Source organism: Geminicoccus roseus DSM 18922 (assembly GCF_000427665.1).
Taxonomy (GTDB): Bacteria; Pseudomonadota; Alphaproteobacteria; order Geminicoccales; family Geminicoccaceae; genus Geminicoccus; species Geminicoccus roseus.
Genome location: NZ_KE386572.1, coordinates 4377186 through 4390322, shown reverse-complemented (window position 1 = coordinate 4390322; position 13137 = coordinate 4377186). Strand labels below are relative to the sequence as shown.

Genomic DNA, 13137 nt, shown 5'->3' with positions numbered 1-13137 from the left:
GATGGAGGTGGAGCGCCTTGTTCTACCAGCCGGGAGTTAAGGAAACGTTGCTTAGGCGAGGCAAGCCTGCCGGCCCGCGCTCAGGGCACCGCCGGCGCCTTGGCGGGGTCGGCCAGGTTGAATGTATCCCGGATCGACCGGCCGCCCGCCAGGCTCGCTTCCCATTCCGATTCCAGGCGCAGCTTGCCTTCGGCATCGCCGATCCGGCTGCGCACCGCTTCCGGCCGCAGGGCGATCAGGCCGTCATCGTCGCCGATGATCAGGTCGCCCGGGTGCACCAGGCATCCGCCGACCACGACCGGAGCGTTGACGCTGCCGCGCTCGGCCGAACTCGGGCCGCGTGGGGTGACATGCCGGCTGAACACCGGGAAATCCGCCCAGGCCGCGAGCGTGCCGACGTCGCGGATCGCCCCGTCGCAGATCAGGCCCACCGCACCCCGCCGGCGCAGCTGGCCGCCCAGGATCTCGCCGATCATGGCGGTTTCCGCATGGCCGCCGGCGGCGATTACCAGCACGTCGCCGGCCTGGACCTGGTCGACCGCCCAGAGCACCGCGCCGAAATCCGGCGGCGCGCAGGTCGCGGCGACGGCGCGGCCGAACAGGCGCGGCTGCTGGCCCGCCGGCCGCAGCGGCCGGATCGCCGGATCGATCTGGCCGAGTGCCTGGCCGACATCGACCGCCACCGCGACCGGCACGGAGCGCCAGCGCTCGATCTCGGCGGAGGACATCTCCCCGGCGGCGGGGGCATGGATCGTCACGGACATGGGTTTCCTCCCTTCGACGGCGGTCTGCGGCTGGCGCCGGCATCCAGCATCCGCACTTTCATGAATGTCGGAAGACAGGCTGCGCAGGCGGGCGAGAACCATGATCTCGCCGTCCTCGGCCGCCAGGAATGACGATCGGGTGGGAGCTTCCGCCTCCCCGCCTGCCCCTTGCCCCCCGTCAGGAACGGCCGGCCGATCATGCAGACCGGCGCACCCGCCGCCAAGGGCTTTGACCAGTGATGCTGCGAGGTGCGCAAGTCGCGCGGGCAGCGCCGACGACGACCTGGCGGCATTATTACTTGTCTGGCTGTAGAACTGCCGCCGCGACGCGCCAATTCCGGCACGTCAGCGGCAGACAAGCGCCGGCCGCCCCTTCCTCCCGCCCGCCCGGACCGCAATCGCGGCGCTGGCTGCCGCGAAATCTCCTGGACAGGGGCGGCGTTCTTCATTCATCGAGCCCAGGCACGATCCTCGTTCCTTCCGCTGGCCGGAGGGGGCGCCGTGCCGGATCAGCGGAGGACAAGCACATCATGAAGCTCACCAAGCGGCAGGCCGTGCTCGGCGCTGCGTCGACCATCCTGGCCACCCCGCTGCTCGGGCGGCCGGTTCTGGCGGCGGACAAGCCGCTCATCGCGTTCGTGGTCAACGTGCCGGCGGATTTCTGGGTGATCGCGCGACGCGGCCTGGAAAAGGCCGCGGCCGAACTGCCGAACTACGACGTGCGGATGTTCATCCCCGGCGAGATGTCCGCGGCCGCCCAGAAGCAGATCCTGGAAGACCTGCTCGCCCTGAACGTCGCCGGGGTGACCATCAGCCCGGTGAACCCGGACAACTCCACCGACATCCTCAACCGGATCGCCGAGAAGGCCGCGCTGTTCACCGTGGACGGCGACGCCCCCAACTCCAACCGGATCATGTATATCGGCACCGACAACGTCGATGCCGGCCGCGAGCACGGCAAGCTGATCCTGAAAGCGCTGCCCGAGGGCGGCAAGATCATGCTGTTCGTCGGCACCATGGAGGCGGCCAACGCGCAAGAGCGCGTCCAGGGCATCAAGGAGGCGCTGGAGGGCAGCAAGGTCGAGATCGTCGACATCCGCACCGATGGCGGCGACCAGGCCAAGGCGCGCGCCAATGCCGAGGACACGCTGACCAAGTACGGCGACGAGATCCAGCTGCTCTCGGGCCTGTGGGCCTACAACACCCCGCAGATCTACAACGCGGTCAAGGCGGCGGGCAAGGAAGGCTCGGTCAAGATCGTCGGCTTCGACGAGGACCAGCTGACGCTGCGCGGCATCTCGGAAGGGGTGATCGAGGCGACGGTCGTCCAGCAGCCCTACGAGTTCGGCTACCAGTCGGTGATGGCGCTGGCCCGCTACATCGAGGGCGACCGCTCGATGGTCCCGGACAACAAGATGCAGATCATCCCGACCAAGATCATCGACCAGTCCAACGTCCAGGAATTCGCGGATTCAGTCCGCGAGATGCTCAAGAGCTGAGGCCCGGGCCCCGCCAGCCGCCGCTCCTGCCGGCGGCTGGCGGAATCGCTGCCTAAGGGCGCAGGATCCACGAAGCTCGCCTCGACCGGGCCGCGCGCCCGACAGCCGGGAAGGCGCCATCATGTCGTCGATCATCCTGCATCACTATCCGCTCTCGACCTATGCCGAGAAGGTGCGGCTGGCGCTCGGCCTGAAGCGGCTGGCCTACCAGGAGGTCATCACCCCGATCGCGATGCCCAAGCCCGACCTGCTGCCGCTCACCGGCGGCTACCGGCGGGCACCGGTCCTGCAGGTCGGCGCCGATGTCTGGTGCGACACCCAGCTGATCCTGCGCAAGCTGGAGCAGTGGCATCCCGAGCCCAGCCTGTTCCCGCATGGCTGCCAGGGAGAGGCCCAGGCGCTGTGCTGGTGGATCGAGCGCTATGCGTTCATGCCGGCCTTGGGCTTCGTGGCCAACGTCAACGAGGGCCTGTTCCCGGCGGACTTCGTCGCCGAGCGCAAGAAGTTCGGCTTCATCATCGGCAAGGAGGATGTCGGCCCGCTGTTCGGCCGCTACGTCCAGCAGCTGGCGGCGCATCTGGGCTGGCTGGCCGGCATGCTGGCGGACGGGCGGCCCTATCTGCTGGGCAGCGAGGTTTCCGCCGCGGACCTGGGCGCCTACCCGACGCTCTGGTTCCTGAACCGCAACGGCGGCGACGAGGCCAGGCGCATGCTGCCGCTCGACCGCCTGCAGGGCTGGTACGAGCGGGTCACCGAGCTCGGCCATGGCAGCCCCAGCGAGATCAACGGCGCGGCGGCGCTCGATGTCGCCCGGGACGCCGAGCCCGCCGCCACCGACCTTCCGGCCGACGGCGACCCGTCCGGGCTGAAGGCCGGCACGGCGGTGACGGTGACCCCCGACGATACCGGCCGCGACCCGGTGGCCGGCACGCTGGTCGCCGCCGACGACCAGGAGGTGGTGATCCGGCACCAGGACCCGCGGGTCGGCCAAGTCCACCTGCACTTCCCGCGCGCCGGCTACGACGTGGCCGCCTGAGCCGACGGGCCTAGCGGGCGTACATCCCGCCATCCACCGGCACGATCGCGCCATTCACGTAGGACGCGTCGTCGGAGGCCAGGAACACGGCGACCTTGGCCACTTCCTCGGCGCATCCCGCCCGGCCCAGCGGCACGTCGGCATACATGGAGGGCCCCACCGCCGGGTCGTCCAGCAGGTCCTGGATCATCGGCGTGGCGATCGGGCCTGGGCAGACGCAGTTCACCCGGATGTTCCTCGGGCCCCAGTCCACCGCCAGGGTGCGGGTCAGCGAGACCACGCCGCCCTTGGCGCAGGTATAGGCGTCGGCGCCGAGGATGCCCTTGATCGCCTGGATCGAGGCATTGTTGACGATCGCACCGCCGCCTTGCGCCAGCATCAGCGGGATGGCGTGCTTGCAGCCGAACGCCACCCCTTTCATGTTGATCGCGACGATCCCTTCCCAGGCGTCCTCGGGCGTGTCGACGATGCTGGCCATCTTGTAGCGGCCGGTGGCGCTGTGGCCGACCGCGGCGTTGTTGAACAGCACGTCGAGCCGGCCGCTGCCTTCGGCCGCGAACGCCATCAGGTCGCGGATCTCGTTCTCCCTGGCGACGTCGATCCGGAAGGCCCGGCCGCCGATCTCCTTGGCGAGGCGAGTGGCGGCGTCGCCGTCGATGTCGGCCACCACCACCTGGCCGCCCTCGGCGGCGAACAGGCGGCAGGCGGCAGCGCCCATGCCCGAGGCCCCGCCGGTCACCACCACCACCTTGTCCGCAAAGCGCTTCATCGTTCGGGCTCTCCTTGTTTTCGGCTCATGTTCACAAGCGCCGGCCGCGCCGGCGCAGGCTGAGCGCCGCCCCGGTCGCCAGCAGGCCGCAGGCCGGCAGGACCGCCATGGCGGCCCGCCAGCCCTCGCTGCCATAGACCCGCACCTCGTCCAGGACCTGACCTTCCCAGGTCAGGTCGAGCAGGGCGCCCACCAGGATCTGCACCATGGCACCGGCCAGCAGCACCGAGCTGTTGACGATCCCGGCGGCGGTCCCGGCGCGGGCGGCGCCGAACTGGTCGCGGGCCAGGGCGAACGCCACCGGCATCGCGCCCGAGGCCAGCCCGGCCAGCACCAGGCAGGCGATCACTGCCGCAAGCGGCAGGCCCGGCAGCAGCAGCGCCAGGCCCCAGCCGCAGGCCGCCACGAGCGAGCCGCCGATCAGCACCGGGGCGCGCCGGCCCAGCCGGTCTGACAGCCAGCCGGACATGGGCCCGCCAATGGCCCAGGTCACCAGCAGGATCGAGACAATCCCGCCCGCCTGGGCGCGGCCGAGCCCGTGGACCTGCACCAGCCAGGGCACGCCCCACAGCCCGGCAAAGGTCAGGATCGGCGCGCCGATCGCCCCGGTGATGGTGAACAGCTTCCAGGTGAGCCCGGTGCGCAGAAGGTCCAGGAGGTCCCGGCCGACCGAGACGCTGGCCTGACCGCCAGCCTCGTGCCGGTCCGCGCCATCCGGCCGGTCCTGCAGCACCAGGGCCACCGAGAACGCGATCGCCAGGGCGACCAGGGCGGTGGCGGCCATGCTGGCGCGCCAGCCGACCGCATCCACCAGCACCGCCAGGGGAACCTGGCCCAGCACCCCGCCCAGCGTCCCCGCGGTCAGGGTCAGCCCGGCGAACAGGCCGAAGCGCTGCTGCGGGAACCAGTTGCCGGCGAGCTTCAGCGTGCCGACATAGCCGACCCCGGACGCCGCCCCCAGAAGCACCCGCGCCAGCGTGCCCAGCCCCAGGCTGCCGGCCATGGCGAACAGGCCGGCACCGGCGGCCAGCACGAGGCTGGCGCCGATCAGCAGGCGGCGCGGCCCCAGCCGGTCGACCAGCACCCCCACCGGGATCTGCACCGCGGCATAGGCCCAGAAATAGGCGGCCGCCAGCACGCCCAGCCCGGCGGCCGGAACCGCGAAGTCGCGCATGAGTTCCGGCACCATGACCGAGGGTGCCACGCGATGAAAGAAGCCGAAGCCGTAGAACAGCGCGCCCAGGCCCCACATCGCCAGGGCCGCCCTGCCCGCCGCCTGCACCGGCCGGCCCACGCCCTCAGCCGCCAAGAGCGCCCTCCCTGTTGTCGCCGTCCTGTCTCGCCCTGGGCCTTGCCCGGTTACGCGGCGTTGCGCAATCGCCGCCGGGCCGCATCCGCCCGCCCGCCCGGGCGCGGCGGCCAGACGGCCACAGCCATGCCGGCGCCATCCGGGCATGCGGCGCCGGCGGTTGCGCAGGTCCTGGAAATCCTGCCATGACCGGCGCATGACCACGCTGGAATCCTATCGCCCCGACCGGGAGGCCGCCTGCCTCGTCATCGCCGACCATGCCGGGCGGATGGTGCCGGACGGGATCGAGCTGGGCGTCGACCCGCACGACCTGGCCCGCCATATCGGCTGGGACATCGGTGCTGCGACCGTCACCCGGCGGATGGCCGACCGGCTGGACTGCCCGGCGCTGCTGAACCATGTCAGCCGGCTGGTGATCGACCCGAACCGCCGGCCGCGCCTGGCCGCCTCGATGCCGGTGGTGAGCGACGGCACGGTGGTCCCGGGCAACCGGGACCTGAGCGAGGCCGACATCCAGCGGCGGATCCGCGGCCATTTCCTGCCCTACCACCGCGCCATCGCGCGCTGGATCGGCGCCAAGCGCCGGGCCGGGATCGTGCCGGTGCTGATCGCGGTGCACAGCTTCACCCCGCGGATGCTGGGGGTAAGCCGGCCCTGGCAGGTGGGCGTTCTCTGGCGGGGCGACCGGCGGCTGGCCGACCCGCTGCTGCACGGCCTCAAGCGCGACCCGCATCTGTGCGTCGGCGAGAACCAGCCCTACTCCGGCCTGCAGGATTTCGGCTACACCATCAATTTCCACGCCCAGCGCAACCATATCCCGCATGTGATGCTGGAGCTTCGCCAGAACGAGATCGACCGGACCGAGACCGCCCTGGCCTGGGGCGACCGCCTGGCCGACCTTCTGGTGCCGGTGCTGGCCGATCCGGACCTCTACCGCGTCTGGGACGGCGACAACCTGGAAGGCCTGCCGGCGGTCACCCACTGGCGGCAGGCGGTCAGCTGCTCCTCCAGCACCCGCTGACCGGCGAACCCAAGCGACGAGAGCGAAACCATGGACAGCCAGACCCGGACCGAGATCGAGGCGGCGGCGTTCCGCACGCTGCTGGAGCATCTGCGCAGCCGCACCGACGTGCAGAACATCGACCTGATGAACCTGGCAGGCTTTTGCCGGAACTGCCTGGCGAAATGGTACGCGGCCGCGGCCAAGGAGCGCGACATCAACGAGGTCGACTACGAGACCGCCCGCACCGTGGTGTACGGGATGCCCTACGAGGAGTGGAAGGAGCGCTTCCAGGCCGAGGCCTCGCCGGAGCAGCAGGCGGCCTTCCGCGATGGCCCAGGCGGGTCGGGTGGCCATTGAGGATGACCGGGCACGCAGAACGGCTTTCCGGCAGCCTGCCGGGAGCTTGCGCTCAATCGATGGATTTGCCGCTAAGTTCCACAACCCGCTGGAGCTTGTGGATGGCAGGGCCTGTGGACAAGTCGGGACAACCGGCTGATTGCGCTCAGGCGCGGGTCATGCCGGCCTGACTTTTCCCGGGGCATCCGGGGACGATCTGGGGAAAACTTGCGCCGGAACCGCCCTCGGCAGAAATCCGGGCAACATGCTGATACCGCTTATTCCCGATTGACTGCGTGGATCGCGCCACGTTGTGCAGACTTGTCCACAGGCCGGGGCGGACGGCCTGTGGACAGGCAGCCCGCCGGTCAGGCGTGGACGGTCAGCAGCTCCTCGATGAAGCGCGGCACCTCCTCGGAGGCCGGGCCGTAGCGGCGCTCCTCGAAGCGCGAGCCGACCGCCGAGGCTTCCAGGTTGATCTCGACGGTGTGGGCCGGGCTGGCGCTGCGCACGGTCTCCACGAAGCCGGCGGCCGGGTAGACGCTGCCCGAGGTGCCGATCGCGATGAACAGGTCGCAGGCTTCCAGCGCGTCCTCGATGTCCTCCATCCCCACCGGCGTCTCGCCGAACCAGACGATGTCGGGACGCAGGCTGCCGGTTCGGGCGCAGTGCGGGCAGGCATGGGCGGTGCCGAGATCCACGTCCCAGCGCCCGGTCCAGGCGCAGCTCGTGCAGCGCACCCGGTCGAGCTGGCCGTGCATGTGGATCAGCCGGCGCTGTCCGGCCCGCTCGTGCAGGTCGTCGACGTTCTGGGTGACCACCAGCACGGTGCCGGGCCAGCGGCGCTCCAGCTCGGCCAGGGCCAGGTGCGCCGGGTTCGGCTGCACCGCGGCGTCGCGCAGCTGGCGGCGGCGATGGTTGTAGAAGCGGTGCACGCTCTCCGGGTCGCGGGCGAAGGCTTCCGGCGTCGCCACGTCCTCGAAGCGCTGCCCTTCCCACAGCCCGTCCTTGCCCCGGAAGGTCGGCAGGCCGCTTTCGGCGGAGATTCCGGCCCCGGTCAGGACCACGATGCGCGCATCCGCGCCGATCCGGCGTCGAAGCATGTTGGACCATCCCCCGGCTGTGGCGGCCGGATTGATCCGGCCTGAGCCACTGTCAAGCACGCTCAGGCGAGCGTGCCGCGCGTCGTTCATCGACGAAGTTCCCTCTACCTGCCCGGCAGGACGGCGTCACGGGCATGGGCGACGAAAAATGGCGAGAGAGCGTGCGCCAGCTCCGCTCCGGTCTGCCGGAACGTGGGCACATGCTCTCTCGCCATGGAATAGGTGGCTCCCCGGGCCGGACTCGAACCAGCGACCCAGCGGTTAACAGCCGCTTGCTCTACCGACTGAGCTACCGGGGAACGTGGGTGGCTTGTACGGCCGCATCTCGGGCTTGGCAAGTGCCTCGTCGCACGCCATCGATCATCGCATGTCGTCGCCATAGCCGGGTATCTTCGATGCGCTTCGCCCTTCTCAGCCGCCTGCCCCAGCGGAGAGTCCTTCTCTGGCAGGAGCTGCTGAGCGCCGCCCTGGATGGCGCGCCGGTCCTGCTGGGCCCGCCCCACGACACGCCGGACCCGGCGCTGCGCGAGAAGGTCGAGGTCCTGTTCGTGGCCGACCCGCCGCCCGGCAGCTTCGCCGACTGGCCGAGCGTCCGCTTCGTCCAGGGCCTGTGGGCCGGGGTGGACGGGCTGCTGGCCGACCCGTCCCTGCCCCCGGAGGTGCCCCTGGCGCGGCTGAAGGACCCGGCCTTCGCCGGGGTGATGGCCGAGGGCGTCGCGACCCACGTGCTCAGCCTGCACCGCCAGCTGCACCGCTATCGCGCCCAGGCCGCCCTGCGCATCTGGCAGCCGCTGGCGCAGCCGCAGGCCGCCGAGCGCCCGGTGGGGATCCTCGGCATGGGCGAGCTGGGCATGGCCGCCGCGGGCGTCCTGGCCTCCCTGGGCTTCCCGGTGATGGGGTGGAGCCGCACCGGCCGGCCGGTCCCCGGTGTCGAGATCCACACCGGCGAGGACGGTCTGGCCGCCCTGCTGGCGCGCAGCCAGATCCTGGTGAACCTGCTGCCGCTCACCGACAGCACCGCCGGGATCCTGGACCGGGCCCGGCTGGCCCGGCTGCCGCAGGGCGCCTGCCTGGTCAATTTCGGCCGGGGCGGCCACCTCGTGCTGCCGGACCTGATCGAGGCGCTGGACAGCGGCCGGCTGGACCATGCGGTGCTGGACGTGTTCGAGCCCGAGCCGCTGCCGCAGGAAAGCCCGCTCTGGGAGCATGGCGGGGTCACGATCCTGCCCCACGTCGCCGCGGTGACCGATCCGCGCAGCGCGGCCCGGATCGTGGCGGCCAACGCGCAGCGCTTCCTGGCCGGGCAGGAGCCGGACGGGCTGGTCCGCCGCGACCTCGGCTACTGAGGCGGGGAAAGGCGCCTGCGCTCAGGCCGCCCGCGCGGCCTCGGTGACGAATTGCTGGCGGGCCCGGTGGTCGGCCCGGGTCGCGTTGCGGGTGCACCAGGTGATGAAGCTGTTCGGCTCGATCCGGACCTGGACCACCGGCAGGCCCTGGTCGTGGAACAGCCGCAGGGCCTCCACCGCGCCGTCATGCCAGGCCTCGAAGGTCGCCGGCAGCCGCTCGCCGTCGCTGAACAGGCTGCGCAGCTTCGGGTAGTCATCCGATTCGAACCAAGGAAAACCGATCTTCATGGGCGGCGCCTCCTCACGGCATGGATCCCTCGAAGGGACCCGGCACGTCGTTGCGGCCCAGTCCCGGCTGGCCGCGATGATCAGTGCTTTCCGGAAAAGGTTCAGTGACGGTTGTCACTTCCTCCACTGGAAATCGGTGCAAACGGCAGGATCGGGGCCTGCCCGGGGGCGGTTCCCGCAGCGCGGGTTCGGTTCTACATAGGGGTGGAACGACACCCTGCCCCATGGAGCCATGATGCCAATGTCCACCCAGCGGAACGTCGCCTCCCTCGCCCTCGCGACCGCCCTCCTCCTGGCCGGAGCGACCGCGGCCAGGGCGCAGCTTACCGATGCGATCGAAGGCGCGCTCGGCGGCGGCGACGGGGCGTCGGGCGGATCGCTGCTGGAGAGCCTGGGCGGCGGGGGGATGCCGTCCCTGGACAGCGTCGGCATCGGCAACCTGGCCGGCGTGCTGACCTACTGCGCGAAGCACAACGCTCTCAGCGACGTCGACCAGGTGAAGGACGGCCTGATCGGCAAGCTCGGCGGCGAGCAGGAGGCCGAGGCCGACCCGGGTTACCAGGAGGGCCTGAACGGCGTCCTGGGCGGGCAGAGCGACGACAAGCTCGATCTGAGCGCCGACGGCCTGCAGCAGCAGCTCACCGACACGGTCTGCGAGCAGGTCATGAAGTACGGCCAGTCGCTGATCTGAGGAGCGCGCGGCGGCGCCCGGCCTCTCCCGGGCCCGCCGTCAGCCGGCCATCCGGAACCCGGTCATCAGCAGCGACTGGTCCTGCTGGGTCAGGAACGCCTCGTTGCGGTTGTCGCCGCCATTGTAGAGCATCGGGCCGCAGCCCTGGATCTTCCAGGGCCTGGTGCCGACGATGTTCAAATCGTTCAGGTCGACGAACATCGCCCCGTTGAGCCAAAGGCGCAGGATGCCGTCCTGCTGCGCCACCCCGTCCCGCACCGTGTTCAGCCGGCAATAGGCGCGGACCTCGTTCCAGGCGTCGCGCCGGAACGCCGGCGAGTAGGGCGTACCAAAGCCATACTGCTCGGCCTCGTTGCCAGGAGCGCCGGTCGCCTCCCGGCCAAGCGTGTAGCAGTAGCCCTTGAAGCCGATCTCGCGCCCCTTCGAACCGTTCAGCTGGTTGCACTGCGCGCGGATCGACCAGTCGCTCTGCCGGTCGAACGGCACCCCGCCCGAGGCCGGGCAGCGGTCGTCCAGGTCCCGCCCGTTCCAGGGCCCGCCCCAGAACAGCCAGAACAGCTTGAACATCGCGCCCAGCCTTCGCGGGTTCCTCTCCGGGTCGTCCAGGTAGTTCACGAACGCGCCCGGCATCCACAGCTCGAACTGCGTGGCCGCCTCGAAACTCCCGCCATTGCCCTTCCAGGGCGCCCCGATCTGGGACGACCGCCAGTTGATCGGATCGGAATCGCCCAACCCCTTGCGCCGGCGGCGGCCGAACCGGTAGGCTGGCCGGCCGTCGGGCGCCAGGACCAGCCGCGTCTGCGCCAGCGTGTTGGCCTGGTGGTCGTCGAACAGGCTGGTCGAGCCCTGCCCGGACCATTGCGCACGGAGATAATCCGCCAGCCATCCGGTCCGGGCCGCCTCGCCGGGCTGGCGGTCATGGAGTTCCACGTCCGCCGCCGAGGGCGCGTGCGCCCACCGCACCGGCAGGGAGGCGGGCTGGCCGGGCCGGCCGATCTCGATCGCGGAGCGGCCCTGGCTTGGCGCCGGGGTCGCCACCGGCCGGAGATGGATGAAGTTCTCCCGGTAGACCGAGGCGCAGTCGTCGCCGCGCCAGACGGTCAGCCGGACATGCTTGAAGCCCGGGTTCTGGAACGGGAAGGTCGGGTTGCGCTCGGTGGAGGTGGCGCCGCGGCCGAAATCCCAAAGGAACCGGTCCGGCTCCCCTTCCGATTCGTCGAAGAGCTGGATGGCGAGCGGCGCCACCCCGGTGGTGGCGGAAGCGCGGAATGCGGCGACCAGCGGCGGGGGCGGCGGGTAGGGGGGCGGTGGCGGCGGCGGTTCGACCGGGGCCTGGGCGGCGAGCTCGGCCCGGAGCGCGCCGAGTTCGGCCGCGATCCGGGCCACCGAGACGATCAGCGCATCGATCCGCGCCAGAGGGTCGCCCGCCATCCCGATCTCCGATGCAAGTCGAGGAGATCGATAGATGCCCGATTTTCCGGGAAAAGTGCAGCAGGAGGCTGCAGTCCGGTCGCCGATGCTGGTCAGGCCAGCCCGGAAGTCCGCCCTTCACCCGGACATGGTCCAGTGCCGGTAGGCCTCGCTTCCAGCAACGCCTTGCCGTGGACGCGACGACATGCGGTGCGTGCCAGCACGGGACACGCTCTGACACTGGGGGGACTGGCGGATGACCGGGGAGCCGGGAAAGAACCGGCTGGGAGATGGTGGAGGCCGGAGGGGGAATCGAACCCCCGATAGCGGATTTGCAGTCCGCTGCATTACCACTTTGCTATCCGGCCAGCGCGGCAAGGTTCTAGGCAGAGCCGGCACGGCGGTCAATGTGCACGTTCGGGGTGCACGTTCGGGTTCAGGCGCGGATAGCGGGCCTGAGCGGCGGCCCGGCGCATCGACAGACCCGGCAGGGGCTTGCTATGAGCGCGCTGCGCCAGCTTGGTCCTGGGCCCGACGAGAATCTGGATGCTTCCATGAACGATTACGCCGCGCGTCGCCACCTGATGGTCGAGGCCCAGCTCCGCCCGAGCGCCATCGAGGACGAGAACCTGCTGCGCGCCATGGGCGAGGTGCCGCGCGAGGCGTTCCTGCCCCGGGCGCTGAAGGGCGTCGCCTATGGCGACGAGGACATCCAGCTGGGCGATGGCCGCCGGCTGATCGAGCCGCTGGTGCTGGGCAAGCTCCTGCAGGCCGCCGCGGTGAAGCCGTCCGACGTGGCGCTGGTGATCGGCTGCACCACCGGCTACTCGGCGGCGGTGCTGTCGCGGCTGACCACCACGGTGTTCTGCGTCGACCCCGACGCCGCCCGCCTGGCCCAGGCGGAGAAGGTGTTCGCCGAGATCGGCGGCGACAACGTGGTGACCGTGCAGACCGACCCGGCCAAGGGCCACCCGGCCCAGGCGCCGTTCGACCTGATCGTGATCGCCGGCGCGGTCGAGACCGTGCCGGAGACCCTGAAGGCGCAGCTGGCCGATGGCGGCCGGCTGGTGACGGTCCTCAAGAAGAACCATGCCGGCAAGGTCGCCGTGGTCACCCGGGTCGGCGACGCGTTCGGCATGATCACCCCGTTCGACGCCGGCGCTCCCCAGGTGCCGGAGCTGCGCGTCGCTCCCTCGTTCACCTTCTGATCCCGCCACCCCCCAAGCCCGATCCAGGATGCCCGCATGACCGCCCAGCCGATCGCCATCGAGGTCGAGGAACTGGCGGAGCGCCGCCAGGCCCCGGACGCGCCCGTGCTGCTCGACGTGCGCGAGCCGCACGAGCTGGAAATCTGCCGCTTCCCGGAAAGCCTCGACATTCCCATGGGCAGCCTGCCCGGGCGGGTGGGCGAGCTGCCGGTTGACCGGCCGATCGTGGTGGTGTGCCGCTCGGGTGCCCGCAGCATGAAGGTCACCCAGTGGCTGCGCGCGCAGGGCCGCGAGGATGTCAGCAACCTGACCGGCGGGGTGCTGGCCTGGTCGGCGCGGATCGACCCGAGCTGGCCGACCTACTGACCGGCCGAT

The 13137-nt window shown here is 70.8% G+C and carries 14 protein-coding genes and 2 tRNA genes; 8 read left to right on the top strand and 8 right to left on the bottom strand.

Annotated elements, in window-relative coordinates; all coding sequences use genetic code 11:
* Positions 1–80 precede the first annotated feature (80 nt).
* Positions 81–764, bottom strand: a complete 684-nt coding sequence (locus tag GEMRO_RS0121715; RefSeq protein WP_027135688.1) for an RraA family protein — start codon at positions 762–764, stop codon at positions 81–83.
* 530 nt (positions 765–1294) lie between these two features.
* Between GEMRO_RS0121715 and GEMRO_RS0121710 the strand changes: the two genes are divergently transcribed.
* Both GEMRO_RS0121710 and GEMRO_RS0121705 read left to right on the top strand, forming a co-directional pair.
* A complete protein-coding gene (locus tag GEMRO_RS0121710) occupies positions 1295–2263 on the top strand; it encodes a sugar-binding protein (protein ID WP_027135687.1) in 969 nt (322 codons plus the stop codon).
* Between the two features lie 121 nt (positions 2264–2384).
* Complete coding sequence (locus GEMRO_RS0121705; protein ID WP_027135686.1) at positions 2385–3299, top strand: glutathione S-transferase family protein; 915 nt, start codon at positions 2385–2387, stop codon at positions 3297–3299.
* 10 nt (positions 3300–3309) lie between these two features.
* Here the strand turns inward: GEMRO_RS0121705 and GEMRO_RS0121700 are convergent, their stop codons facing one another.
* Complete coding sequence (locus GEMRO_RS0121700; RefSeq protein ID WP_027135685.1) at positions 3310–4068, bottom strand: SDR family NAD(P)-dependent oxidoreductase; 759 nt, start codon at positions 4066–4068, stop codon at positions 3310–3312.
* Between the two features lie 31 nt (positions 4069–4099).
* Entirely contained in the window at positions 4100–5377 is a 1278-nt protein-coding gene (locus tag GEMRO_RS0121695) for an MFS transporter (RefSeq protein ID WP_051329334.1), read from the bottom strand.
* Positions 5378–5573: 196 nt separating this feature from the next.
* On the opposite strand from GEMRO_RS0121695, the gene GEMRO_RS31110 reads away from it, so the two are divergent.
* Both GEMRO_RS31110 and GEMRO_RS0121685 read left to right on the top strand, forming a co-directional pair.
* Positions 5574–6398, top strand: coding sequence for an N-formylglutamate amidohydrolase (locus tag GEMRO_RS31110; RefSeq protein WP_051329333.1), 825 nt, complete (start codon positions 5574–5576; stop codon positions 6396–6398).
* 30 nt (positions 6399–6428) lie between these two features.
* Positions 6429–6737 carry a DUF1244 domain-containing protein gene (locus tag GEMRO_RS0121685; protein WP_027135683.1) on the top strand — a complete coding sequence of 103 codons (309 nt, stop codon included), beginning with the start codon at positions 6429–6431 and terminating at the stop codon, positions 6735–6737.
* 347 nt (positions 6738–7084) lie between these two features.
* On the opposite strand, the gene cobB is transcribed toward GEMRO_RS0121685, so the two are convergent.
* Both cobB and GEMRO_RS0121675 read right to left on the bottom strand, forming a co-directional pair.
* Positions 7085–7819 carry a Sir2 family NAD+-dependent deacetylase gene (gene cobB / locus GEMRO_RS0121680; RefSeq protein WP_027135682.1) on the bottom strand — a complete coding sequence of 245 codons (735 nt, stop codon included), beginning with the start codon at positions 7817–7819 and terminating at the stop codon, positions 7085–7087.
* A 223-nt stretch (positions 7820–8042) separates the two neighbouring features.
* A tRNA-Asn gene (locus GEMRO_RS0121675) sits at positions 8043–8118 on the bottom strand.
* A gap of 96 nt (positions 8119–8214) precedes the next feature.
* On the opposite strand from GEMRO_RS0121675, the gene GEMRO_RS31105 reads away from it, so the two are divergent.
* Positions 8215–9165 carry a 2-hydroxyacid dehydrogenase gene (locus GEMRO_RS31105; RefSeq protein ID WP_051329332.1) on the top strand — a complete coding sequence of 317 codons (951 nt, stop codon included), beginning with the start codon at positions 8215–8217 and terminating at the stop codon, positions 9163–9165.
* Between the two features lie 21 nt (positions 9166–9186).
* On the opposite strand, the gene GEMRO_RS0121665 is transcribed toward GEMRO_RS31105, so the two are convergent.
* On the bottom strand, positions 9187–9453 hold the full coding sequence (locus GEMRO_RS0121665; protein WP_027135681.1) for a hypothetical protein: 267 nt from the start codon (positions 9451–9453) through the stop codon (positions 9187–9189).
* Between the two features lie 241 nt (positions 9454–9694).
* Between GEMRO_RS0121665 and GEMRO_RS0121660 the strand changes: the two genes are divergently transcribed.
* Positions 9695–10144: a DUF2501 domain-containing protein gene (locus tag GEMRO_RS0121660; RefSeq protein WP_027135680.1), complete on the top strand. Its 450-nt coding sequence runs from the start codon at positions 9695–9697 to the stop codon at positions 10142–10144.
* Between the two features lie 39 nt (positions 10145–10183).
* On the opposite strand, the gene GEMRO_RS0121655 is transcribed toward GEMRO_RS0121660, so the two are convergent.
* Together GEMRO_RS0121655 and GEMRO_RS0121650 are read right to left on the bottom strand one after the other, a co-directional pair.
* Positions 10184–11575: a PKD domain-containing protein gene (locus GEMRO_RS0121655; RefSeq protein ID WP_027135679.1), complete on the bottom strand. Its 1392-nt coding sequence runs from the start codon at positions 11573–11575 to the stop codon at positions 10184–10186.
* Between the two features lie 273 nt (positions 11576–11848).
* Positions 11849–11922 (bottom strand) — tRNA-Cys (locus tag GEMRO_RS0121650).
* A gap of 186 nt (positions 11923–12108) precedes the next feature.
* Between GEMRO_RS0121650 and GEMRO_RS0121645 the strand changes: the two genes are divergently transcribed.
* Both GEMRO_RS0121645 and GEMRO_RS0121640 read left to right on the top strand, forming a co-directional pair.
* Positions 12109–12762, top strand: a complete 654-nt coding sequence (locus tag GEMRO_RS0121645; protein WP_027135678.1) for a protein-L-isoaspartate O-methyltransferase family protein — start codon at positions 12109–12111, stop codon at positions 12760–12762.
* Between the two features lie 36 nt (positions 12763–12798).
* A complete protein-coding gene (locus GEMRO_RS0121640) occupies positions 12799–13128 on the top strand; it encodes a rhodanese-like domain-containing protein (RefSeq protein WP_027135677.1) in 330 nt (109 codons plus the stop codon).
* Positions 13129–13137: the final 9 nt, after the last annotated feature.